The following is a 23876-nucleotide window of genomic DNA, read 5'->3' as shown; positions in this document are numbered from 1 at the left end:
GAACATGTGATTCGTCGTTTCAAAATCTTCCGCATTTTTTCAGGGCGGTATCGCAACCGCAGAAAGCGGTTTGGCTTGCGCTTAAACCTGATTGCGGGCCTGCTCAACTACGAACTGGCACACCCTTTCCTATTCATGCAGGAGGTCTACTGTACCTCACTCATGATCGCCAGAATCCCTATGACCCCAAGCTCCGCTTTTACGCACAGAGAATATCTATATCGCTGGATACTGTCTCTGCTATTGAGTGAAGGAGGTTTTTGACTGACTCTATCGCTCCCCTGAAAAGCTAGAAGTTTTAGTTGAGTGAGTCAACCTGCCCCCACCTCGCTCCAGTTTCGTCTGCTGTGTAATCTAACTGCTGAGTGGTTTGCTGATTTCCAACCATTTTCTGATCCAATTTATCAACCTTTAGCTAAAGAGAAGTTCGGAGCGATTGCTGAAGACATAAAAGCGATCGAAACCTGGGAAGTTCGGATGTGATGGTTAGAAACCCAGTAAAATTTGGCAAAGCACTTCAGTCTGAAGATCTCAATGCCAAAACCCAAGGCTTTTGAAGAACAATATCCCACTATCCATCGCTTTGTCGAAGAAATTGGCTGGATTGAAATTGGGCAAAATGAGATGATTTCTGCTTTTGTCCGGGCATACGATTTAGGTGGCACCGTTTACGAAGGCGAAGATAGCTATCCTAGCCTGGAAGCTGCACTCCAGGATCTAGAGGCAGGAATCAAAGCTTATCTGGATGAGAACGGCATTTAGCACTAAAAGCCCTCCATAGCATTGGGGTTATAGCTTCAGACGAGACGCTAATGATAGTGAGGCATCGCGCAAGATTTTTTGGGATGTTTGAAAGGGAAATCACCAGTTCAACGCATGTTCAGGATGCTTTCCCATTTCAAAACTTGACGGAGGGCTGAGCCGGATAATGGTGCGCTCGAGCACTAAGCCCTACCCAAACTCGTAGCCCTGACTAACCCAATAATGCCAGTCAGCGATCGCTTGCTGCGTCTCTTCGTCTGCCTCGGGAGCCTCTAGCTGAATCAACGGCACTGCTAGGGTATCGCCCTCCCACTCAATCTCCACAAACATCTCCTGCTCGCACTCATCCTCTGGTGCCATACCAACCACCTCTAAAGTTGCGCCTTCTTTCACAGGAGAAATACGCCGCTTACTGACACAGGCTGCTGTGAAGGGAAACTGCATCGTGTCCTGTAAATAGTAGTACCAACCCATCGCTTGCTCTTCGGGTCCATAAGCATCCACCACAATTTCCATCGTGATGCGCTCCTCACGCTCCTCGTCCCGCTCCACTTTTGCCATAGCAGCCATCCCACATATTACCGAGTACTACACTACACCTGGATAAACTTCAACGCTCTTTTGCCAGGTCAGAATTGCATAACAACGGCAAGAGTTCATTGGGATTGTCAACCCTGTAGCTGGATGGATGATCCGCTGTAGAAGGCTCGTTGATTTAGCCAGAGCTTGGGTTGCTCTAAGGGTCGGTGGGTGATCCATTATTCAGTAAGGGCTTTTCTAGGTTGGGTTGTAAAAAACTACTTATCTAGCTCATTTGTTGCAACATTGCTCAGCGAACAGCAACACGATGGCTAGATTGAAGGTTATCACTAAATATCGCCTATATTCCTGCCTCGACAAGAGCCCGCTGTAAATCATCCAAAATTCCTAAGCGCTGTGCCCACTCTGCAAGATAGGCATAGTCCAAAGCCTCAGTCTGTACTTTCAGAACCCCCAAGACATCTCGCCATTGTTTCTCAGACTGGGTGCCACGGCCCCAGAGCAGCTTTGCTAAAATCAGATCCTCCGGTGCGATCACCCACACCTCTAGCACGCCAGCTTCATCGATCGCTTCTCGGCGACGACGAGCCAGCTTGGAGCGATCGAAGGCAGAATCCGCATTGAGGAGCAGATCTGCATTCAGCACCTGCTCCATGTGAGTCACGCTCAAAGTACTACCTTGACCCCGCTGAATCTCTTCTATCGCTCCTAGGGGACAGTAAAAGCCCTCTTGCTCTAACACAGCAGCAAGCTGGGCAATGTCCTCTCGCCTCAGCTCGACGACTACATCCATGTCTCGTGTCGTTCGCGGATCACCATACATGCTGGCTGCAACACCACCTGTGATGTAGTAAGGGATGCGAAGCTGCTCTAAGACTGGATGCAGCAGGCGAGCAATTTCACTAGGGTCTTGTATCCACATGGCTGGGTCACTCGTCGGGGTCAGGCAGGGCAACCACTTCTCATCTAAAATCGCTTGGGCAAAGCGAAGCCGAAACGTAGACTCATTGGCCTTCTGCATGCCTCGCAAGGATACTGCCCTAGCCCATCGAGTGAGTTTTGCGGCTATCCTCCAGCGCTGAGCGTTAGTGCGCTGCCGCAAAAGCTGAAATTGATAGACATCCGACTCAACACTCGTGTCGGCTGCTTGGGGTTGGTACCCTGCCTTGGCAACTACCATACGAGACTGACCGCCCTGTTCTCAATACTTGCTTAACCGTCAAACTTCGATGGAAAAAGAAAGAGCAAACCCAAGCGATCGCCTGAATTCCTGTCTTCACTATAGTTATTGTAAGGGACTAGAGTTGCCAGCCGTCTTTGATTCCAGGAGCGGGTTACTGACTCAATCAATCCAGCATGGTTCAAGAAGAGACTAAGCTGTTTTACGTAGTGATGACACCGGCCATTGACCTGTTGGTGCTGAGTTGCGTCGTTCATTCTGGTTAGGGTCCACCAGGAACTGCAAAAATTTGAGTGGAGCAGGTGGTTGCTGGGTTGGATCTCCCTTGGGGCCTTGCCTTCCTGCCCAATCATGACCTGCTGGTGACGGAGCGACGCAGACCTGTGCGACTGGTGCGAGGAGGCAAGCTGCTGCGATCGCCACCGTACCAATGACTGCTAGTGGAGAAGGGGGTCTGCTCGGCATTACCACCCACCCTAACCTTGCTAACAATCGGCGCTTCTCTCTTTACTACACCACAGACAAAAATGGCAGATCGGTGAACCGAGTGGGACGCTAGCAGTTGTCCAGAGGCGGAGGCAAAGCTACCCGCGACAAAATCATCATCGACAACATTCCCGTTGCCCAATACCACGATGGCGCAAGCGATAGATAAACTCTATGCTGGCAATCGAGCAAACTACAAATAGTTGTGCTTGTAGACAATAGATCTCGGTTGGCAAACCACGGCATTCTCAGAGCATGAGGCAATATGAGTGAGGTTAAGCGCCGGATTGGCTTGGAGCAAGAATTTTTTATCGTCGATCCAGAAGGTATCATCGTCGATCGCGCCGATGAACTGCTGTGCTGTTGCCACGATCTGGCTAACGCTGAAGGTCGCAACCCAGACTATTTCGCGCCGGAATTTGTCAAGAGCATGTTGGAAATTAACACAGTTTCTGCATCCAGCGTTTTAGAACTAGCAGACAACTATTTGCGGAATTTGCAACTGCTGCTGAAGGCAACAAAATCACTGCAACTGCGGCTCTATCCTCTGTCGCAATACCCGCTACACTTGGCTCCGGTGATTCGGGATGAATCCAGCAATTCTCAGTATGAGAATGATTCTTACAGAAACACTCGTTGTTGACAGTTAGGACTGGCTAGAACCCGAATTCTGCCGCTCATAAAATTGAGTGCACAATCCTTTAAATGCTCTTATTTTAGTACAAATGTTTCAAAATGAGAATTGCTGCCAGTATCAGGAGCAGTAAATTTCAACTGCAATCAGAAAAGGCTTAACATGATCGTCCCAGCTCAAGCTCCTAACCCTTCATCGCAAAAGGAAAAACCCCGATCGCCTGCATTAGGCAAGGTTGGGGTTTTGTTTTATCTTCTCCGTCTGCGTTCCCGCCGCTCGTCATGTTCAACCATCCAGAAGTCAATTGGAATGCATTACATTAAAAGCAAGGCGTTGCAGAATAGAAGTATGAATTGAGGTTATTCTGGATGCAATGTCCTGAGTGTGGCTCCACTCATATCCGTAAGAATGGGAAAAAGCGAGGTAAACAGAATCACATCTGCGTGACTTGCTCTCGCCAGTTCCTCGACCACTACGAGCCTCACCTAGGCTACTCGGATGAGGTCAAACGAGAATGCTTGAAGATGTACGTCAACGGCATGGGATTCCGTGGCATTGAACGAGGTCATTGCGAGTGCATCACACCACTGTGATTAACTGGGTCAAACAAGTGGGTCAGCATCTCCCCGATGCTTATGACCCAGAAACAGTTCCGCAGGTCGGAGAACTGGATGAACTGGAAACCTTTGTCAGGGGTAAAAAAACAAAATCTGGCTCTGGACGGCAGTTGACCACTTCACCTGTGGAATTTTAGGGTGGGTGTTAGGGGACCATAGTGCCGAGACGTTTACTCCCTTATGGGCAGTTGTCGCTCAATGGCAGTGCTATTTCTATGTGACTGACGGATGGAGTGTTTATCCGGGTTTTATTCCAGAGGGGGACCAGATTGTGAGTAAAACCTATATGACCCGAGTCGAGTCAGAAAATACCCGCTTACGGCACTATCTAGCTCGTCTGCATCGCAAGACGTTGTGCTATTCCAAGAGCGAGGAAATGCTGAGACACTCGATTCGCTTGTCACTTCACTACTTGAAATTCTGGGATGTGCCTGTTCCAGCTTAGTTCATACCTTCATTCAGCAATGCCAGAATTCTCTCTTCTCAAACTCATCGGTCTCCAACGTCAAGCCCTAAACCGTATGAATCGCAGTGGTTTTGTTGGGCTGCCATGGACGCACCATTGTGTCAAGAAGATGTTCCATAACATTGGACAGATTTGGGCAAAGACCTGTATGAACTCGTGAGGTCTGAATCACGGTGCTGCGAGGAGCCACAATCCAGTGGAAGCGATCGCGTTGAGGTAGCTGACCGATGGGTCCTGCTTGTTTTCCTCCAGCACAAATGAGTGGAATGGCTGCGAGATAATCTCGAATAGTTTCAAGATCAATTGCAGGGTCAAGTGCCATCAGGCGCTGCTCATCTAGCTCAATGCGGGCTTCGAGAAATTTGCTGCTCGCACATGAAACAACGACCCCCACATTCACAAACTCCTCGCGCTCAACTCTAGGAACAACGCGGATGATGGCGTAATCATACGTTAAGAGCTTGTGCACGAACTGCTTCCTCCAGAAAAACACGCGGCGCTTCCAGCCGCCTCACTAGGTATTCAATATAGGCTTCTCGATGTTGAAGATCTCCACTAAATGGAGATTCTTCCACTAGCCAAGCCTCAGGAATCAGCTCCACGATGAACTTGATGACGCTTGGTGTAAGCCGTTCCGTTATTTTTGCATCTACCTCTCTAAGAGTGCTAGCACAATGGAGTAAAACATGATCCTTAATGGCAGGGAAAGGAGCACGGCTACGTTCTAAGTAATTGCTCCAGGTATGGTGGAAGTAGAGAGCTGCACCATGATCGATCAGCCACAATCGGCGGTGCCACATCAGCATATTGGTGTTACGGGCTGTGCGATCGATGTTCGTCACATAAGCATCAAACCAGACGATTAAAGAGGCAAGGGCAGCATCAGGTTTTGCTGTAATGGGGTCAAATGTAACAGAGCCAGGAAGATAGTCAAGGGCCAGATTCAGACCGACACTCGCCCGAATCAAGTCTTGTATTTCTGGGTCAGGTTCAGTGCGGGCAAGTTCAGCATCGAGGTGAACGAAAACAATCTCAGGGACGGGTAATCCCAAGGATCGAGCTATTTCCCCTGCCAGCAACTCAGCAATCAGAGCTTTCGCGCCTTGCCCAGCTCCTCGAAACTTTAGGACATACATGCCATCATCATCCGCTTCAACAATGGCTGGCAGCGATCCACCTTCGCGCAGCGGAGTGACATATCGAGTCGCAATAACGGTTCGTAAGCTCATCTTTTGACCCAACGCTCTGAGCTGTTTATAATAATCACTTTGTCACGGCTAGCTCGGGAAAACAATGAGCCATGAAGCAAGACCCGCTTGAGCTTGAGCGGCGATTTGCCCAAATGGCAACGGCGGATGGGCTGTGGCAACTGATTATCAATATGAGTTCGGAGCGCGATCGCGGGCTATATGAAAGTGAGCTGTTTAGCATAACCTATCCACACAGGAGTTACTTGTGTAGCTTCCTACCAGTGGCGAAGCGCTAACCCTCAAGTCTTTAACTGCAGATGCAAGAGAGGAAACGGTTTACCCATACTATCGAACTGCGCTCGCCCTTCGATTTGAAATTCCATCTGTAGATAGAATCCTACTGCTTGTTCATTCTGTTCGTTTACATCCACTTTTGTCGCACCCAGAATCTCGATAGCATGTCGGACTAGTTGTCGTCCGATTCCCTGTCCCCGCCAGGATGGATCAACGAACAACATTTCAATTTTCTTCTCAACCACACCCATGAAGCCAATCACTTCACCTTGATGATCTCGCACGCAGTCCAACTGGGCTATCTGAGAAAGTCTGTTGAGCACCAAGGGTTTGAAGAACTGAATGTCTGTCTCTGAAAGAAAAGTATGGGTGGCTCGGACAGAGGCTTCCCACACTTCAACAACGCGTGAAAAGTCTGTGGTTGAGATTAGCGAAATGTCATCTTGTCGTTGCATCGTTCTTCAGAACTTACCTCTTTGTTAGATTTCGACTTGTAGTTTACAAGGTCGCGATCGCGGATTTGCGTCCCCTCAGTAGCTTGACTCAATGGATGCTGCTGAATTTGGGCCAGAATTCGATTAGTGACCTCAAGCCTTTGACCACGCTGAAAAATTTGGAGCAATTGTTTTTAGTAGAATATCAGATTCAGAATCTAAGCCGTTGGCATTCCTGAAGCAACTCATGATACTAGTTATGAGCGGCAGTTCGATTACCGACCTGAGGCCCCTGCGATCGCTTGAGCGTCGGTTAGGCTCAGTTGCTCTAGGCGGAGGGGTAGGGGGTAAGTGGTGAGTGAACAGCCGGCAAATGCTTCAAGCATTACAGGTCGCATCGCCCTCAGCCACGGCATCGACGCCAGTCAAGTGTAGTGAGTTGTATGCCGCAATCGTGATATCTATCCAAACTCAGAAGAAAGCCAAGGGCGATCGCTCGTGCAACTTTTTTCCAATTGAGGAAGATCACTAAGCCAGGGAAGTGCGACTCATCCATGCCAGTTGTCAATTCGGATATCTGCTTGCAGTGGCTCTAGGGTTGAAAGAGCGATCGCCCCTCTGGTCTCACCGGAACGATCAGCCACAACAGATTTCAATTAAAGACGAATTGAATAGAAGCCTGACTGCTTTGACACTGGTTTAAGCCCGATCGCTAGTTCCAACCAATCCTTTCCGGGAATACTGCAAAAAACTCGTTAATATCGGTTTAATTCCCAGCTACACAGTTAATCACAATGGATGGAAGCTGTTCTAGTGATGGTTATTAACGCTGCGAGAATACAAAGTAAGTGATCAAGGACAACACGTTCTTCAAACCCAAATATTTTAGTCATGTGGGTCAATGGGGACAGTTGTCCCCACACTCCTTCAGGGTAATTGCCGTTTCCTTTGCATTATCCTTACCGTGCTGAGCGCCGCATTGCGAACAAAATCCTCTGGGTCGGTTTCAGCGACCTGCTGCAATTTTGCTTCTATTTCCAGCGATCGAAATGGTCTTGCTGAGTTCAGCGTTACCTTTCGAATACCGGCATCTGGGTCATCTACCAATTGGCCCAGTACTTTTTCCGCTTGGACCTCAGGGAGATTGCGAAGGCTTGAGGCTGCTGCAACCCGCACCACCGCTTCCGGGCTAGCAGCAGCGGTTTGGAGGACAGCAACTGCCGCTTCGGTCTGAATCAAACTTGCCAGATAGGTGGCTTTTGAAGCCAAAGCTAAGTCTTCCCCTTGGACTAGCTCCAGCAAAAATGGGATAGCTTCGGGTCCAAGTTCCTTTGCCCGGTTATAGTTCACTTCTTCCGCATCCAGATAGAAGCGAACATTTTGCATGGTAATTGGCATCATTCTCTCCTTAGCTTGCAAAGGTCAACGTGCTCGCCCGCATCGAATTTACCTCAACCGATAAGAGGTCAGGCGGAGGATTCGTAATGTTTGAAGTGCCATTGCCGGTCATCAACCGATTGTTATCACTCACATGGTTCAACCCTAAAACATGGCCGACCTCGTGGGCGAGCGTCCAGACTGTGGCAATTTGAGCCACTACCGCCCCAGGTCGACCCGCAGGATGGGCGGCACAGCCGTTAAACACTGGAACGGTTGAGCGCACGAAATAGACCACCACATCACGACCCCAGGCGTTATTGCGGTTGGCAAAGAGTTGGGTCTGCTCTGCGGTGACTGATCCCAGGGTGCAGGAGCCCACCTCAACATCGTCCAGAGCTGGCAAATTCAACGTTTCCGTACTCACCCAGTGCACACGAATGCCCACTGCTTCATAAACCTGCTGCATGGCCGCAACCATGCGATTGACCGCAATATTGGGATTTGTCAGAACTTTGAGGTGCAAACGCAGGGTTTGCTCGCCTAGCTCAAAACGGTTGTCTGCTGTGTTCAATAGCCATCCCCCAAAGCGAGTACCGTTGGGAGCCATCATCGGCACGTTGAAAGTATTTCCCGCGAACCGAAAGATACCGATGCCCCAGGGACTAGTGACGAGAATGTCATCACGACCATCCCCCGTAAAGTCCACTAGACTCTCAAAGTGGTTGTCCGCTGTGTTCAATAGCCATCCCCCAAAGCGAGTACCGTTGGGAGCCATCATCGGCACGTTGAAAGTATTTCCCGCGAGTTTGAGCACCCCAATGCCCCAGGGGCTGGCAATCAAAAGTTCAGATTTGCCATCCCCATCAAAATCGGCAGCAGGTCCAATCCGATTATCCAGCGTGTTCAGCAACCAGTCGCCAAAGCGAGTGCCGTTGGGGGCCATCATCACTGCGCTTAGCGTATTCCCTGACAGCTTTAATACCCCAATGCCCCAGGGGCTGGTGATGATGATCTCGGCTCTGCCATCCCCGTCCAAATCGGCCGTTGTGACGACATGGTTGTCTACGCTATTGAGCAACCAGCCACCAAAGCGGGTGCCATTGGGAGCCATCATCACTACAGTCAGCGTGTTGCCCGACAGCTTCAATACCCCAATGCCCCAGGGACTGGTGACGAGAATTTCATCTCTGCCGTCTCCATCGACATCCCCCACTGGGCTGAAGCGATTATCGGCTGTATTCAGCAGCCAGTCACCAAAGCGGGTGCCATTGGCAGCGATTGCCGACACCGTCATCGTATTGCCCGATAGCTTAAAAATGCTGAGACCCCAGGGGCTGGTGACCAAGATTTCGGCTCGTCCGTCTCCATCAAAGTCTCCCACGGGGCCAAATCGGTTATCAGCTGTATTGAGCAACCAGTCGCCAAAGCGAGTGCCATTGGGGGCCATCATTGCTGCGGTGAGGGTATTGCCGGATTGTTTCAAAATACCGATGCCCCAGGGGCTGGTGACCAGAATTTCAGTTCGCCCATCTCCATCGAAATCGGCCATCAGGTCAAATCGGTTATCGGCTGTATTGAGCAACCAGCCACCAAAGCGAGTGCCATTGGGGGCCATCACGGCGGAGGTCAAAAGGTTGCCCGACAGCTTCAACACGCCAATGCCCCAGGGGCTGGTAACAGGGATTTCAGAGATCCCATCCCCATCAAAATCACTCTTCCTTCTGATCATTATTCAGTCCCCTAACAACGGGAAAATACACATTGCTACGAATGATTCAACGATTAACTCAATCTTGAGGCGCGATATCTCAAATTTAGACGGGAAAAGCAGGTGAAAAATTACCCTCATGGGTACTCTTGGCACGGGACTAATAGTGGGGGAGATCTGCTAAGAACCTACTCCAACGCCAATTCAGGGGATCACTAATTTCAATACCAATGCTTTAGAAACTCAAACATTGAGAGACGCGATCGCCCTCTGTCCCTGCATCTCTGATGCTTTCAAAGATTGTTGAAGCGTTTGGACGCTGTGGTGCCCAGATCTCTTCTCAATCCACGTGTAGAGATGTTTTAGTGCTGCTCATCTAGACCAAAGCCATGAATCTGAAACGGTGAGTAGTACCCTCAGGGGTACTGTCAAATAGCATCAAACCTAGTGATAGTGGATACGGAAATGGCTGAGGGATATCGGGTTAATCTTTCCAGCAACCGCTTTTCCATGAGGTCAACTTGACACTTCACTGACTTGCCAGTTCCATAAACAAGTTGGAGGAACCTCATGGATGACAACGCTGATAATCAACCCTTCTCCAGCGATCGAACGGCATCTCAATCCACAATAGTGAGCGGGCAATGACCTTTACTCCCTCTACCTACACAAACTTTGTCTCGGCGGCGTCGGTCGCTCAGGAACGCCTCTTTTTGCAGTATATGGGAGGGCGCGACGATTTTGACATCGTGATCGTTGGCTCCGGGATCGGTGGTGGCATCCTCGCAGACGACATGGCCGAGCGCCTTGGCACCCAGAAGCGAATCCTTGTGTTAGAAGCCGGGTCATTCATCTACCCTACCCACGCTTACAACATCTGCCGATTTCCGAACGCAGACCTTGCTAAACACTTTGGGTGTGACACCTTCTGGCAGGCGGGAGATTCCCGCTCGCAAAACTTCATTGGTGAGAAACCTCAACTCAACTTCGGGGGACGGTCGATCTTCTGGTCGGGTCTGATCCCCAGCGTGCAGGGATGGGAACTCGACTTCTTCCCGCCCCAGGTACGGCAAGACCTGGCTGGAGGACTGCTGAACCAAGCAGGTGCGGCCATGAACGAATCGCGGTCGATGGGGTCCACGGCACAAGCTGTGGTCGCGCGCTTGCGCCAGTCGCCGCTGGCCTCGGACTTCTCGATTCAGGAAACCCCACGGGCGCTGCACCAACCCTATCTGGAAGCTGACGGCACGCCGAAAGACCAGTTCTTCACAGAGCCCACGGGGGTCTTCAATACGGCTGAGTTACTTGTCAACCAGGTCGGACTGACACCAGGGGTTAGACCTGGCGATGGTCCCGGACTCCACATTCTCCTCAACCATTACGTCGAGGATGTTCAGAACCATGACGGACATGTTGCCCTCGTTGTCCGCAACACGTTAACGGGTCAGATCCGCACCTTCCGCGCGGGCAGTGTAGTTCTCGCGGCGGGTTCGATTGAAAGCCCGAAGCTACTGCGACGCTCCAGTCTGTATCCGTCGCTGTCACCGGAAACACAAGCCCTGATTGGTCGGGGGCTCACTGACCATCCCACCTCGAATGAGATCACGACGTTTGCGACGAGTATTGGTAACGTCAGCCTTGGACAAGATGACCACGCCAAGATTGTCTTTTATTCTCGTGGGCTACGTGACTCGAACAACGAAATCCGCTACCCGTTCAACGTCGAAATGAATATCAATCACGAGTACTGGCACCTGCGAGAGAACGACCCTAGTGAAAGGGGAATGGGCATTCCGACTGGCGCGGCGCGAATCGACATTAAGTTCAGCTTCGGCAACTGCCTCGACGATGGCAATGAAGTGAAGGCGGCCCCACCCTTTGGATATGTGCCGGAGGTTACGTTCCGGAACCTCAGTTGGACGAACCACCTAGCGGAGTCTCGGTTTCCTGCTTTGGCAGGCTGGCAGAAAAGCCCTGCGCACATCTGGGCCGTGCTCAATCAGGTCACCTACGAGATTTTCTCGCAGTTCCAACACAACGGTCAACCCGCTCGTCCGGTCAATGAGGTTTGGTACGGGCAAGGAGGTAAAGGGTTTGGTTGGGGGACGGTCCACCACGCGGCTGGCACCCTACGCATGCCATACAAACCACGCTTCGATGCCCCATTCGCATCCAGCTCAGTCGTTGACGAAAACCTTTGCGTTTCTGGCACACCCCGTCTCTTTGTCTGTGATATGTCGGTGATGCCCTTCAGTTCCGCCGCCAACCCAGTTCGCACGCTGGGTGCGCTCGCTCTGCGCCTGTCTCGACACCTGGGCTAACGAGATGGATCTTCTTAATTTTGCCAAGGCAGGCTGTGACGGGAGCCCTGACTGTGAAATGTCAATGCCATTGCGGGCGATCGCCCTGAAGCGCCTCGTAGCGTTGGTCTTCCTGTCTCACTAGGGGTAGCAACACCTCTTACCCCTCTATCCCCAAATCCGATCGCCTTTACTCCACCAAGCACTCAATCCAAAATCAGGAATTTTCGAAGATTAAAGTGTGGTCTGGGTTCGGCGTCACCAGAGCGATCGCCCCTCTGACTTCTCCGGAATTAGGGAACGCAACGAGGTGATTGAAGCCTTTAGCGTCAATCAACAGGGTAGTTTGTGTCTTACCCTGTTGATTTCAAAGTTTAGATTGTGCAGCTTGTACTTCGGTCTTTATACGACCAAAGGCACCAAAGTTAGCTGAACGAGAATTGGCCTGTAGACCTCAGGTTGATGCCAATATCGCCAGCGCTAAACCCGGTAGTGCCATTGAGGGTAACGAGCAAAGTGCCTGTACCGAATCCGGTATTGTTCTGAATACCGTCTCCCACGCGGAATTCTGTGCTTGTACCCACAGTGCTGACATCAATGTAATTGATCCACGAGAAGGACATCTGATCCCCACCCATGCCTCGAATGAATTGGTGAACGGTATCTGTACCCTCACCATTGTTGTACTGCACAGTATCACTGTTCATGTCACTGCCCAGGGTTAAGACATCGTTGCCTTGGCCACCCACGAGCATGTCACTCCCGGCACCCCCATTAATTGTGTCATCAGTCATTGTCCCCATGAGACTGTCATTGAGTTGAGACCCTTCAATCTGGAAGCGCTCTATGTTGTTGAAGTCTACTCGATTGGACTGGCCAGTACTGGAGTTATGAACACTGAACGAGCCAGAGTAGCCACTAGATCCACTCATATAGAAGGAGCTAGACATGTTAAGACCTTGGCTACCCCCTGTACTCACAGTGGTTGAGTAGTCCACAATGAGCAGGTCGTTACCATTGCCACCATCGACTCGGTCTGTATTACCAAGCCCTGCATTAATGATGTCATTGCCATCACCTGCTCGGATGTCGTCATTGCCAAGGCCACCGTGGATGGTGTCATTGCCTTCTCGGGCATCGATCACATCATCACCAGCATTTCCATTGATGACATCGTTTGCCAAGGTACTAGTGAGGTAGTCATTGAACATAGAGCCTTCAATTTGGAAGCGCTCTATGTTGTTGAAGTTCATTTGGTGAGATTGACCGCTACTAGAGTTATAAACGCTATAGGAACCAGAGTAGCTACCAAAGTCATACGAAAGAGAGGCATAACTAGACAAGCCCAGCCCAGGAGCCGCAGGAGCTGTGTTTGCGCTGACAGTAGCCGAGTAGTCCACAATGAGCAGGTCGTTACCATTGCCACCATCGACTCGGTCTGTATTACCAAGCCCTGCATTAATGATGTCATTGCCATCACCTGCTCGGATATCATCATTACCATTGCCGCCATTGATGGTGTCATTGCCTGCTCCAGCCTCGACCACATCATCACCAGCATTCCCATTGATGGTTTCATCAACCATCGTCCCCATGAGGTTGTCATTGAACTGGGAGCCCTCAACCTGGAAGCGTTCAATGTTGTTGAAGTCCACCCGATTGGACTGGCCAGTGCTGGAGTTATAGACGCTGAAAGAGCCAGAGTAGCTACCAGGATTACTGGGATAAATATAGCTAGACAAGCTCAAGCCAGGAGCCATTGGAAATGAACTGACACTAGTTGAGTAGTCCACAATGAGCAGGTCGTTACCATTGCCGCCATCGACTCGGTCTGCATTACCGAGCCCTGCATTAATAGTATCATTGCCATCACCTGCTCGGATGTCATCATTGCCAAGGCCGCCACTGAGGGTGTCATTGCCTTCGCGCGCCTCGATAATGTCATCACCACCACTGCCATTGAGAAGATCTTCAGCGACTGTACCGTTGAGGTAGTCATTGAACTGAGAGCCCTCAATCTGAAAGCGTTCAATATTGTTGAAGTCTACTCGATTGAACTGACCAGTGCTGGCGTTGTAGAAATCGAAGAATCCTGAGTAGGTACCAGAAGCATTTGTGTAGGTTTGGTTGTAGATGCCAGGAGCAGATTGTCCTGGAGAGACACTGGCACTCGTCAAGTAGTCCACAAGGAGCAGGTCGTTACCATTACCGCCATCGGCTCGGTCTGCATTACCAAGCCCTGCATTAATAGTATCGTTGCCATCACCTGCTCGGATGTCATCGTTGCCGAAACCGCCATTGATGGTGTCATTGCCTGAACCAGCGTCGAGGATGTCATTACCACCATTGCCGATCAAGGTGTCATTGCCGCTGGCTCCCAAAATGACATCATTGGCGTTAGTGCCAACTACATAGAAGCGCTCAATGTTGGAAAACTGGACTTCGTCATAGTTGCCATAGTTATCTTTATAGGCACGGACGGAACCATTGAAACTATTGGGACCCGTCTGAGAGAGATAACTTTGAATTCCAGCAGGTGGCCCGCCATTGCCGACATAGGAGTTAGCGGAGTAGTCCACGACTAAGAGATCGTTGCCTGCTCCCCCATCTACATAGTCACGCCCTAGCCGGGGAGCAAAGGTATCATCCCCTGTATTATTCGCTCCACTCGCTGGGAGGATGTCATTACCATCGGTTCCCGTGAAGTTGGCTGGTGGTAAGTTGCTAGAACTAAAACCAAAACCTGATGAAGCAAACCCAGAAATCTCAATGATGCTATTACCATTAGCAACATAAAGGCTACTACCAGAACCAGAAGAGGAGCGGCCAAAGGTCAAATCCCCTTTGTCGTCATATGCGAGTCCAGTTTGGAAGGTGATAGCAGAACCATTATCCGCAGAAATGCGTTGAATGGTATCGCCAACTCGGGCATAGAGAAAATTGCTAGTGGGGTCGATCGCGAAGTTACCAACTCCCGATGCTGAAGGTGCTAGTAAGCGGTAAGTGCCAGCAGCTAGATCCACAACATAAAATCCACTGCCACCAACCGCAAAATAAGCCTTGTTCCGAGCCAGGTCGAATTCTAGCCCAAAGGCATCTGAGGGCAGGTTAGAAACCTTGAGCGTTTTGGTATTGCTGCTGAGATCATATTCCCAAATCTGGTTCGCACCCCCCGTCCCATCGGTGACATAAAGTTTACTGCCGTTGATACCTAATCCAGCTTCGGCTCCAAATCCAGCAAAATTGGTCAGAACCGCAGAACTGCCTGTCTTTATATCAACTTGAACTAAATCACCATTAGATAAGAGCGTATAGACAAAACCATTGGCAAACTGAATATCAGTTGCCATGTAGGCATAAAATCCGCTTCCTGGGGTAAAGTCAGTTGTAACCGTTGAGAAAGTTTTATTCGTCGTCAGCTGGCGTAAGATACCATTCGTATCTCCAAAATCAGCGAAAAAGAGAGTTCCTGTCACGGGGTCAACGGTCAATCCAGACGGCGTGGTAGGCAAGCCACTAAAATAAACAGATTCTGAGAATCCCGAGACGGTGATGGTCATAAAATTGTTGTTGCGAAGTAGATGGGTTGCGGATTTTCATCTAGCCTGGAAGCGATGGCAAGCAGGATGAAACAGGCTGACACCTGAGCAGCCTTGTCCTCTCGCGGGCTCCAATTTTTGTGGCAGGAAACAAATCAAAAATAGCTAAGAACGCTTGGGTTTAAGAACCGCAACCCCCGCATTGTTACCATAAACTTTCCTTAGGAATAAGCAGAGTCCTCTGTAAATTCACGAGTTAGTGTCATGGCTAAGATTAGGGTGGCTTTCTCTCAGTATTTGCCCCACTGACTCAAAGCTCGAAGTATTGCTAGAGACTGGTTTGAGGAATATTTACACCATCCCCGCCCGCTTGTCTCAATTTGTGAATTGCCCCTTTTCACCTAAGCCCCGCTGCACCGGATTAATGGATTTAAAGGCTCAATTCAAACCAATGCAAAAATCCGATCGCCTACTGTACCACCAATCCCAGCGGCTTATTCTACCCACGAACACTCACCCCAACCAGCAGCAACAACGGTACTTGAAGAGGTCTTCATAAGGACAGATGGGCACTTTTAGAGGTAGAGCAATCCACAGCTAAGGGGGCAATTACTTAGCGGAGCGATCGCCCCTTCGCCTTCTATTTCACCAGAGCGATCGCTTCTCCTGGTATCGGAGGAAAGGGTAATCGAATCAGTGAATGAACTGTTTAGCGATCGCTAAACGTCCCATATTGAAATAACTGCTCCGCGAAGGCGAGTGGGAGCCTTGGGGCTTTTTAGCTGCTGAGCGATAATTGTTAGCTGCTCTCAACGGCTCTCAAATTGCTGAAGAATGGAAGGAATTTCATCGAGTTCATCGATGATTGCATCTGCTCCTTTCGCCTCCTCCCAGTACAAACTCCGTTTCCAAATCGCTGTCATTCCAGCGTTCTTCGCGCCCCTGATATCCGCTTCAGGATGATCTCCAATAAACACACTCTGCCTAACGGTCACTCCCAATCGTGTCACAGCTCTGTGAAAAATTTCTGCTTGTGGTTTTCTCACTTGCTCAATTTCAGAAATTAGAATCACCTCAAAGTAATCTTGAATTCCTAATCCTGCAATTGCACGAGTTTGGAATGTTTCCAAACCATTACTCACGATGCCCAACAGGTAGCCTTGCTGCTTCAACCCACTTAACACTTCAACGAGAAAAGGGAATGGAACACAGTGAACCTGAAACTGTGTTTCCTAATCCTGGAGCAACGTCTGCCAACTTAAACCCCTTATGTCAAACTCTACAATCAGCGCTTGATAAACCTTATCTTTCCAAACATGACCCTGAGAGTCTAGTTCGATGAATCTGCTAACGTAATCGGCTTTAGGAATATGGCTTAAGTAGTTGCCGAGTCTGTCATACTGGGCTGCAATGAACTGCCTAATTGATGCGTCCCGATCCAGCAGGGTTCCATCTAGATCGAAAAGAACTGCCTCAACCATCCATTGAACTCCTAACGACTCTCTCAACCTACACTCTAATAGACACAATACTGACGGGGCTTAGTTTAATAGGGCGATCGCCTCCCAAGACAGTTTTTTGACTGTCCATTTCAGGGAGAAAACCCAACGTTGCTGTTTTACACTGAAGCCACTGGCAAGACGGGAAGGGAGCTAAACTTCGATGCAGTTTTGGTGGCTGGCTATCGGGTTGGAGGCTGTTTGTGGATCGATGGTCGGAGCTGTGGCCTGGGCTTACCTGATTGCAGCCTCAGTCGATGTTAGGGCTAAAACCGATGCTCATTCTGGCTATAGGCCTGTCCCAGCCGCTGGTGAAGCACCGTTTTCTCTTGAAACAGCGGGTCTCATCGGTTCCATTGTGGCCCCTCTATTGAGCACTTGTTTGATTTGGATCGGGATGCCACTTTCTTATGTCGTCATTGGCAGTGTCCTCCTAGCAGCCTGGAGCGTTGTGCTTTGTCCTGACTTTGGAGACCCGCGCTCTTCTTGGTTTATTCCTGCTGCTTTTTATCTTCCCTGGTTACCGTTATGTACCGTTCTGGTAAGCATCAGAGAGCTGATATCCAAAATGACCAAAGGGCTGTAAAGCGACAGATCCTCTCAAGCATTACAGCGAGAGCCAGCAACGAAGCGATTGCTTCTCCATCCCTTCTCTCTCTAAGAACATAACCCAGTGTCTGAGCTAGCAACCGTTTCTCTGAAATGCCTTTAACTGGGACAACTGCTTCCAGAAATTCTTAAAAGCCAGCTATACCTCCTCACCCCCGAAACTGAGTTCGAGCCCGAAACTGAGTTCGAGGCTTGCACCTTTTCTGAACGGGCGATTGAGGGAGATACAGAGAGACCCTTCAGTCCGCATTTGAGGAAATTCAAAGTCTTATCGGGGCGTGTTAAAATCGGCGGATCAGTCAATTCCTCGGCTGATTTTAATACGCCTCTGTGATGTGTCTCTAAGTTTGGATGATGGCGATCTCTCCCCAGAATGTTGTGATTGTTGGTGCAGGTCCTGCGGGCCTATTGCTGGCTCACTACCTGCTCCAGCGGCATTACCGAGTTGCCATCTATGACAATCGTCCTGATCCTAGGCAAGCTGATCCAGACCAGCGCCGCTCGTTTCCCATCTCGTTGCAGTCGCGGGGACAGAAGGCACTCCAAGGCATTCCAGGCTTAGAAGCAGCGATCGCGCAGCACAGTGTCTTCTGCCGAGGCACCTGTGTGCATCGCAAAGGGGCATTTCGCTCCATCCCCCGCAAAAACCCTGTATTGACGATCGATCGCAATTGCTTGGTGCTGGTATTGCTCGAACAACTGAGCGATCGCTACCGCGATCCAGAGCAACTGCGCCTCACCTTTGACTGCACTTGTGAAGGATTGAATCGAGACGAGCAAACCGTCAGCTTCCAGTCGAATGCGGGAGAGCGCATCGTGGTCTCCTATGATCGGCTGATTGGAGCGGATGGAGCGCGATCGCGGGTCAGAACCGCCTTGGAACAGTCCTACGGGTTGCAGTGTGAGCAAAGTTATGTGCCTGATACCTATAAGTCGATTTTTTTAGAGCGCACGAATGCGACCCAAGGCATCAAACTCGCTCCTGATTTTATTCATACCTCCAATTTGAATCAGAATATTCGAATTATTCTGGCTCCTCAACCCGGCGATCGCCTATTGCACGAAACCGGAATGGTGCTCAGAAGCAAACCCAAAGCCCCTATCCACCCGGCGATCGCATTTGCCGAGCAGTTTTGGAAAGAGCAGCCCACTGACAACTGACCCTGAGCCAGAGAGGAGGTAAGGCCAATGCTGAAGTCAGATACCCCCAGCGAAGCTGGTGGCTTGATGAGTGTGCCCGCCTCAAAGGCGGATGTCCTCGCTGAGGGCTATCTGTTCTCGTTAGAATTGCCCGCCTTTATCGGCAGTCTCTTGTTCGCGGATGTAGTGACGTACCGCTGCTAGTTCAAATCCAACCGTTGACACCGCGTATCCTCGTGCCCAGAAATTTTCACCATTGAAATTGCGTTGCTTGCCACTGAATTGACGTGCAATCGCAATTGCACTCTTGCCTTTGAGAAATCCAACTACCGATGCCACTGCATACTTTGGCGGAATTTCAATGCACATATGAACATGGTCTGGCATCAGATGTCCCTCAATAATGCGACACTCCTTTTGCCGCGCTAGCTCATGAAAAATTGGGCCGAGAAATTTACGAATCTCTCCGAACATTGCCTTGCGACGATATTTGGGTGTGAACACGATGTGATACTTGCAGTCCCACTTGGAGTGGGAAAGGCTTTGATACAATTGCGACATGATATTCTCTCCTACGGTTTTGCTTCACCAAGCCACCGTGGGAGTTACTTTACTGCCGCAACGCTCAAAGCTGGTCGAGTCGCACTGGTCGAACCAGTGGCTTACCCCAAGAATTTAGTTAGCCCATATTGTTTATGGGGTACTCAAGTCCAACCGTCCTTTCGACCCCAATCTAGCCTCTTGACTTTCAAGACAGCATCTACAAACCTGATCTTCGTCATCATCTGAGGATAAACCTGCTCTAACTCCTCAACCAGATGCTCTACATGATAACCATGGTCTAACAAGATCGTAATCTTCGGAATGTTCATAGGGTTTGACTTGAAGTAATCAATATTCAAGCTCAGCATCTCAAGCAATCCTGCGTCATCCGAGACATCAGCCGGGGTACAGTGCATAAAGAAGGGGAATCCTAGCGTATCAACTCCACACTGGCGTTACAGGTATTCTTGACCGCTTGAGAGTCAATGATGATGAGGCGAGTCCAGACTAGCACCGCAACGGTGACCAGAAGAATAATCTAGAAGAGCCAGTACCCCTTTGCTAAGTGAAAGGCCAATATCGTCTTGTCTAGGGGCCAGAGCAACAATGCGATCAGCGTGAGGAAAAGGAGGTTCAGGGCGTTTGCATAAGGGTATTGGAACAGTTCTTTCTGATTGTCATAAAGTAGCCATTTAGTGAACTCTCGCATAAAGACTGTTCACAATTTCGGTTGTTTTTAGGGTTTGAAGTCCATATTCTATCGTTGAATTATTGCGTCCTTGTTGCCATAACTCAACCATGCACTAGGAGCGATCGCAGCTTTAGATGCGCTAAGAAGCAATCACTGCTGAAGGCTCCGGTTTGCTTAAGAGCAATAGAAGCAAAAACTCCTAGGGTAATAACTCTAGGAGCCGAGAGGGTGATGGAGCGATGGAGTGAAATGAGCAATGATGAAAAGGCTCAGCCCAAAACTTACTTGGCTCTCTTATAAGGTGTCTGAAGAAACACTCCGCAGAGCTTCCTGAGGGTTTCCCTGCGCTAAGAATAAAGCGGAGGCTCGACGGGCATCTTGGAGCGCGCCCGCTTTGTCTCCTAAACTCAGGCGAGCGAAGCTACGATTTTGATGAGTTTCTGCGTCCTGGGGGTTCCACTGCAAGGATTGGGTAAAGTCAGCGATCGCCTCAGGTTTGTTGCCGAGGGCCTGATGAGCCAAACCTCGGTTCTTGTAAGCATCCGCATCTTCAGGGTTGAGCTCTAGGGCGCGATCGAACTCTGAGATCGCTGCGGGTGCATCTCTAAGCAACAGATAAGCAACTCCCCGATTGTAATGCGCCTCTAAGAATTGCGGATTAAAGGCAAGCGCTTGTCCCCAATGGGCGATCGCCGCTGAATAGTTGCCTTGTTGAGCTTGGTACACGCCTTCGTTGTAAGCATCGACAGAGCCCATCGGGGCTGTAATCGCAGCAGTGGAATGAGCTTGAACGAGCGTGGGCATGCCTAATAAGGTCGTAGCAAGGCCCAAAGTCGTGAGCGCCGAATGAATCCTGTTCATGGTGTTACCTATAAACTAGTGCAGCAATCGCACGAGTCGAATGAATCCTTGAAACAGGCTTCTGAATTAGCGGGTTATTGTCCTAGACAAGGTAACGAACCTACAGAAATGAGCTCCTCCACCATTTGGGGTGTTTCAGCGTTAGGGAGAATTACTACTTTTGCCAGACGTAAAGGCAGAACTTTCCCATCCTCACTGACAGAGGCCAACTGTCTGGCCTCTGTCAGTGAGGCGTATTGAGAGCCTTCAGTTAAACCAAAACTCACTCTTGAGATAGAAGAGCTCAGGCGAGCTTGACTACGGGATTGAACTGTAAACTGAAGCGCCCCTGAGGAGCTTGATGGCGGAGCAGCAGGAATAGAAACTAACAGATTCTTTAGGGTGAGCTCTCATAAATCCTTTTGGAAGTGGCAGCTTCTTATCCTGGGTTTACAGCCACAACGACCCAAAGACGGGACGGACTCAAAGCTCCAGTGCTGATAGCCAGGATTGTAAAGAGTTAGGCCTCAGGTGCCATTTCTAAGAGAGTTGTATCTAAGTATTACAACTCCACTTTTCCATTAAGAAATGTTGCAAGTGGAAGTTGGCCTCGTTATGGTGTCAGGCATCAACCCACACAAGTGGCACTCCTCGGAGGCTCCATGCTGCTACCCCTTCTAGCCATTGCGATCGCCCTACTCGCTACCTGGATGTTGAGCTTAGCGATTTCCTCCTGCCGTCGCGCTCCTAATACTGCAACGCTCGTCTCCCCTACCGCTGGAATACAGGTTTCGCTCTTCTCACTCCTCCTGTTTTTGTTTGCTCCCTTTAGCTTGATTCCGTTATCAGGCCCTTCAGAGCTAGGGAGATCGAGCCATTGAGTCTTTCATCAAGCCCAACAGCAACAAAGATAGCGTTGGGGCCTTCTAGCTTGAAACTGGCAAGCCCTATATTTAATAAGTAGTCTCTCCCTTGTGTCGGGGCTGACTGAGACTACAATGGTTAGTATTGCAGAGAAACGCTGGTTTTGAGTTCATTGGAGTGAACCTGACCAGCGCTCTCCTAGCTGCATTGCTTTGACGATCCTTCACTTCAGAACACGCCCTCTACAGCAGTCTGGAATAGTGGGTCATCGGTTCAATTTAGGTATTTATACTTACTTTAGGTCTAGAACCCTACATTCATACTTTGTTTAGCTCAGCCAGGTGGGTGAGTTATTCCATTACAGCAGGGTTAAGGGTGATTATGTCATCAGCACTTGACAATGACATGCCACGAGGAGCTTTTATAGAGCTAGAGAACTCGTTCAAGCTAGGAATAGACAGCTTTTACAGCCACTCTGCCTCTATATAGACGTATACGTATCATTCTTGACTTATCACGAAAGATGATTGTCTATCGTTTTATCCAGCCGCCATGTTGCCTTTAGTTTTGTCCCATGAGCTAGTGCATCCGTTTAAGTTTTGGCATCACAACGAGATTTGTGAAGGCATGTACGCTGGCACCGAGCTGTATCGCCTCTGCACGACTCACCAGGCGGAAGATCGGCAAAAAGCTTTTTGCTTAGCCTTAGGTTTGTCGGAACACGGGGCTCAAATTTGCATTACTGCCATGAGAAATGAGTACAAGGTATGGGTCAGTCTAAGAACTTTGCCTGTGGCTGCGTCAGCTCCCTTCAAACAGGCGATCGCGGCTTCAGGTTTCTCACTAAAAAGTGTCGAGAAGAAAGTTTCTTGATGATATTAGACAGCCGCTTTCTAGTGATCAGCCAGAAGCAGAAACTAGCTAGTGATTTGTCTAGTTCGATTCCTTGTCCTAAAAGCTTTGCTGTGGCACAGAAGTAACCCCCACAGTTTCCTTCTTAAGTAAGATTGCTTGTCTGAGGGGAATCAGCAAGGATGAATAGCAATTCGTGGAGTTGCGTGTTCCTGATTGGGTTGGTTCATGTCAAACGAGTCTAGTTGGTCGATCGAGCATAAAGAAGTGCTGTTTCGGGTCGAACTGATTCATCGAGCCATACCTGAGAGTCGAGCCGCAGAAGTGGCTAAACTTCTGGCTGCTGAGACGCCGGATGAGTTATTGACAGCTGAAGAGCAGCAACTTGTGGATGAAGTGTGTCGATTGTGGTTGAAGCGACGCAGCCAAGGTCGCTTAATCGGGCTGTCGTCAGTTTTGTGAAATATCTAGGCTTCTTGCATCTATGGCGGGTCAGAGGAAATTTCTAATTTTCATGGATTGTAAAGAAAGCCTAAAACTTAAACTAGGTTGGGGATGTAGCGACTGTGAAGAAGAGCGCTAAATCATAACACTGACTACTGTGTGCGATCGCTTCGGGAAAAAGTTCAAGCTTGAACAGGTCTACATGATGGCTAAACTCGCGAGTTCTCACTTTGTCTATTTCCGCCTTCTGAGCGATCGCCAGTATATGACTGCTCCTAAGATGGCACCTAAAAATGGTACAGCTCCGACTGCTAAAACGGCCCAGCCAGCCACAGAGGATAGAACGGGATAACTACAATTCTCAGGTTCCTGGTTGCACATAACTGTGGCGCTAGCTACCAAGACCATCGTTAAGAGAGTGGCAAGCCACCCTCCTAGCGTACAAGAGAGAATCAAATTGGCTTCATCATCGTTCCTAGAATTTCCCAAACGATAGACCAGCAAGCCGAGCAAGAGCGCAAAATATAGCCCTGTCATCGCTCCAGCAACTGCCATTAAGGTCACGTAAGCCAACCCCAATTTGGAAAGTGCTCCCAATAAAGCAATCAGCTTGAAGCTTAACCACTCACCATAGATAAGTCTGTGCATCCTTCAACAGCAAGTATTGAATATCACGCCCTTCAGATATGGCTCCTATGCAGTGACAATTAAATAGGCCTTGACGACAACTGCATAGGCCGCTCGTGAGATCGCTATTTCAGCTCCTGTTCTAGAACGGGATCGCGTCAAATTAGGACCCTAAAGAAAAGACACTAGGACTGTCTACTAATAGCCATAGAGACGCCTAGTGCCCGGTCCAATTAA

At 49.6% G+C, this 23876-nt stretch carries 25 protein-coding genes and 3 pseudogenes; 13 read left to right on the top strand and 15 right to left on the bottom strand.

All coding sequences use genetic code 11. From position 1 onward, the window contains the following. The 3 genes and pseudogenes from KME12_25980 to KME12_25970 all read left to right on the top strand — a co-directional run bounded on the left by KME12_25980 (position 1) and on the right by KME12_25970 (position 762). Positions 1 to 114 (top strand): annotated as a pseudogene (locus tag KME12_25980) (IS5/IS1182 family transposase). Positions 115 to 306: 192 nt separating this feature from the next. Next, positions 307 to 483 carry a hypothetical protein gene (locus tag KME12_25975; protein ID MBW4491219.1) on the top strand — a complete coding sequence of 59 codons (177 nt, stop codon included), beginning with the start codon at positions 307 to 309 and terminating at the stop codon, positions 481 to 483. A gap of 51 nt (positions 484 to 534) precedes the next feature. Continuing rightward, positions 535 to 762 (top strand): hypothetical protein, encoded by a 228-nt coding sequence (locus KME12_25970; protein ID MBW4491218.1) that lies wholly within the window; start codon positions 535 to 537, stop codon positions 760 to 762. A gap of 189 nt (positions 763 to 951) precedes the next feature. On the opposite strand, the gene KME12_25965 is transcribed toward KME12_25970, so the two are convergent. Both KME12_25965 and KME12_25960 read right to left on the bottom strand, forming a co-directional pair. After that, complete coding sequence (locus KME12_25965) at positions 952 to 1278, bottom strand: calcium-binding protein (GenBank protein MBW4491217.1); 327 nt, start codon at positions 1276 to 1278, stop codon at positions 952 to 954. A gap of 364 nt (positions 1279 to 1642) precedes the next feature. Continuing rightward, positions 1643 to 2482 carry a nucleotidyltransferase family protein gene (locus KME12_25960; GenBank protein ID MBW4491216.1) on the bottom strand — a complete coding sequence of 280 codons (840 nt, stop codon included), beginning with the start codon at positions 2480 to 2482 and terminating at the stop codon, positions 1643 to 1645. Positions 2483 to 2775: 293 nt separating this feature from the next. Here KME12_25960 and KME12_25955 point away from each other — a divergent pair. From KME12_25955 to KME12_25945, 3 genes and pseudogenes are all read left to right on the top strand, one after another. Beyond that, positions 2776 to 3041, top strand: a pseudogene (locus KME12_25955) (PQQ-dependent sugar dehydrogenase). A 192-nt stretch (positions 3042 to 3233) separates the two neighbouring features. Then, a complete protein-coding gene (locus tag KME12_25950; GenBank protein MBW4491215.1) occupies positions 3234 to 3611 on the top strand; it encodes a hypothetical protein in 378 nt (125 codons plus the stop codon). 359 nt (positions 3612 to 3970) lie between these two features. After that, positions 3971 to 4664, top strand: a pseudogene (locus KME12_25945) (IS1 family transposase). 67 nt (positions 4665 to 4731) lie between these two features. On the opposite strand, the gene KME12_25940 reads toward KME12_25945, so the two are convergent. After that, positions 4732 to 5154, bottom strand: a complete 423-nt coding sequence (locus KME12_25940; GenBank protein MBW4491214.1) for a DUF3037 domain-containing protein — start codon at positions 5152 to 5154, stop codon at positions 4732 to 4734. After that, the gene (locus tag KME12_25935) at positions 5132 to 5914 is read right to left on the bottom strand and encodes an aminotransferase class I and II (GenBank protein MBW4491213.1); all 783 of its coding nucleotides are present in this window, start codon (positions 5912 to 5914) and stop codon (positions 5132 to 5134) included. Before KME12_25935 ends, KME12_25940 begins: the two co-directional genes overlap by 23 nt. A 71-nt stretch (positions 5915 to 5985) precedes the next feature. Here KME12_25935 and KME12_25930 point away from each other — a divergent pair, with 71 nt between their 5' ends. Then, positions 5986 to 6171, top strand: a complete 186-nt coding sequence (locus KME12_25930; GenBank protein ID MBW4491212.1) for a hypothetical protein — start codon at positions 5986 to 5988, stop codon at positions 6169 to 6171. Between the two features lie 3 nt (positions 6172 to 6174). Here KME12_25930 and KME12_25925 read toward each other — a convergent pair whose 3' ends face one another. The 4 genes from KME12_25925 to KME12_25910 form a co-directional block, all read right to left on the bottom strand. Further along, positions 6175 to 6624, bottom strand: a complete 450-nt coding sequence (locus tag KME12_25925) for an acetyltransferase (GenBank protein ID MBW4491211.1) — start codon at positions 6622 to 6624, stop codon at positions 6175 to 6177. A gap of 254 nt (positions 6625 to 6878) precedes the next feature. After that, positions 6879 to 7019, bottom strand: a complete 141-nt coding sequence (locus tag KME12_25920) for a hypothetical protein (protein MBW4491210.1) — start codon at positions 7017 to 7019, stop codon at positions 6879 to 6881. 511 nt (positions 7020 to 7530) lie between these two features. Beyond that, positions 7531 to 8001 (bottom strand): HEAT repeat domain-containing protein, encoded by a 471-nt coding sequence (locus KME12_25915; protein ID MBW4491209.1) that lies wholly within the window; start codon positions 7999 to 8001, stop codon positions 7531 to 7533. A 10-nt stretch (positions 8002 to 8011) separates the two neighbouring features. Next, positions 8012 to 9712 (bottom strand): VCBS repeat-containing protein, encoded by a 1701-nt coding sequence (locus KME12_25910; protein ID MBW4491208.1) that lies wholly within the window; start codon positions 9710 to 9712, stop codon positions 8012 to 8014. 623 nt (positions 9713 to 10335) lie between these two features. Between KME12_25910 and KME12_25905 the strand changes: the two genes are divergently transcribed. After that, positions 10336 to 12012: a GMC family oxidoreductase N-terminal domain-containing protein gene (locus KME12_25905; protein ID MBW4491207.1), complete on the top strand. Its 1677-nt coding sequence runs from the start codon at positions 10336 to 10338 to the stop codon at positions 12010 to 12012. Between the two features lie 404 nt (positions 12013 to 12416). Here the strand turns inward: KME12_25905 and KME12_25900 are convergent, their stop codons facing one another. The 3 genes from KME12_25900 to KME12_25890 all read right to left on the bottom strand — a co-directional run bounded on the left by KME12_25900 (position 12417) and on the right by KME12_25890 (position 17011). Further along, positions 12417 to 15551: a hypothetical protein gene (locus tag KME12_25900; protein ID MBW4491206.1), complete on the bottom strand. Its 3135-nt coding sequence runs from the start codon at positions 15549 to 15551 to the stop codon at positions 12417 to 12419. A 788-nt stretch (positions 15552 to 16339) separates the two neighbouring features. After that, the gene (locus KME12_25895; GenBank protein MBW4491205.1) at positions 16340 to 16714 is read right to left on the bottom strand and encodes an HAD-IA family hydrolase; all 375 of its coding nucleotides are present in this window, start codon (positions 16712 to 16714) and stop codon (positions 16340 to 16342) included. 48 nt (positions 16715 to 16762) lie between these two features. After that, complete coding sequence (locus tag KME12_25890) at positions 16763 to 17011, bottom strand: HAD hydrolase-like protein (GenBank protein MBW4491204.1); 249 nt, start codon at positions 17009 to 17011, stop codon at positions 16763 to 16765. A gap of 181 nt (positions 17012 to 17192) precedes the next feature. Here KME12_25890 and KME12_25885 point away from each other — a divergent pair, with 181 nt between their 5' ends. Both KME12_25885 and KME12_25880 read left to right on the top strand, forming a co-directional pair. Continuing rightward, positions 17193 to 17615, top strand: coding sequence for a hypothetical protein (locus tag KME12_25885; protein ID MBW4491203.1), 423 nt, complete (start codon positions 17193 to 17195; stop codon positions 17613 to 17615). A 374-nt stretch (positions 17616 to 17989) separates the two neighbouring features. After that, complete coding sequence (locus tag KME12_25880) at positions 17990 to 18799, top strand: FAD-dependent monooxygenase (protein MBW4491202.1); 810 nt, start codon at positions 17990 to 17992, stop codon at positions 18797 to 18799. A gap of 120 nt (positions 18800 to 18919) precedes the next feature. On the opposite strand, the gene tnpA is transcribed toward KME12_25880, so the two are convergent. From tnpA to KME12_25865, 3 genes are all read right to left on the bottom strand, one after another. Beyond that, on the bottom strand, positions 18920 to 19339 hold the full coding sequence (tnpA, locus tag KME12_25875; GenBank protein MBW4491201.1) for an IS200/IS605 family transposase: 420 nt from the start codon (positions 19337 to 19339) through the stop codon (positions 18920 to 18922). Positions 19340 to 20113: 774 nt separating this feature from the next. Then, on the bottom strand, positions 20114 to 20269 hold the full coding sequence (locus tag KME12_25870; protein MBW4491200.1) for a hypothetical protein: 156 nt from the start codon (positions 20267 to 20269) through the stop codon (positions 20114 to 20116). Positions 20270 to 20306: 37 nt separating this feature from the next. Continuing rightward, the gene (locus tag KME12_25865; protein ID MBW4491199.1) at positions 20307 to 20873 is read right to left on the bottom strand and encodes a tetratricopeptide repeat protein; all 567 of its coding nucleotides are present in this window, start codon (positions 20871 to 20873) and stop codon (positions 20307 to 20309) included. A gap of 641 nt (positions 20874 to 21514) precedes the next feature. Between KME12_25865 and KME12_25860 the strand changes: the two genes are divergently transcribed. From KME12_25860 to KME12_25850, 3 genes are all read left to right on the top strand, one after another. Continuing rightward, the gene (locus tag KME12_25860) at positions 21515 to 21733 is read left to right on the top strand and encodes a hypothetical protein (GenBank protein MBW4491198.1); all 219 of its coding nucleotides are present in this window, start codon (positions 21515 to 21517) and stop codon (positions 21731 to 21733) included. 535 nt (positions 21734 to 22268) lie between these two features. Beyond that, a complete protein-coding gene (locus tag KME12_25855) occupies positions 22269 to 22589 on the top strand; it encodes a hypothetical protein (protein ID MBW4491197.1) in 321 nt (106 codons plus the stop codon). Between the two features lie 207 nt (positions 22590 to 22796). After that, positions 22797 to 23030: a hypothetical protein gene (locus KME12_25850; GenBank protein ID MBW4491196.1), complete on the top strand. Its 234-nt coding sequence runs from the start codon at positions 22797 to 22799 to the stop codon at positions 23028 to 23030. 216 nt (positions 23031 to 23246) lie between these two features. Here the strand turns inward: KME12_25850 and KME12_25845 are convergent, their stop codons facing one another. After that, positions 23247 to 23660: a hypothetical protein gene (locus tag KME12_25845; GenBank protein ID MBW4491195.1), complete on the bottom strand. Its 414-nt coding sequence runs from the start codon at positions 23658 to 23660 to the stop codon at positions 23247 to 23249. Between the last annotated feature and the right edge of the window lie 216 nt (positions 23661 to 23876).

Source organism: Trichocoleus desertorum ATA4-8-CV12, from assembly GCA_019358975.1.
Taxonomy (GTDB): Bacteria; Cyanobacteriota; Cyanobacteriia; order FACHB-46; family FACHB-46; genus Trichocoleus; species Trichocoleus desertorum_A.
This window is presented reverse-complemented; position numbering and strand designations above follow the sequence as displayed.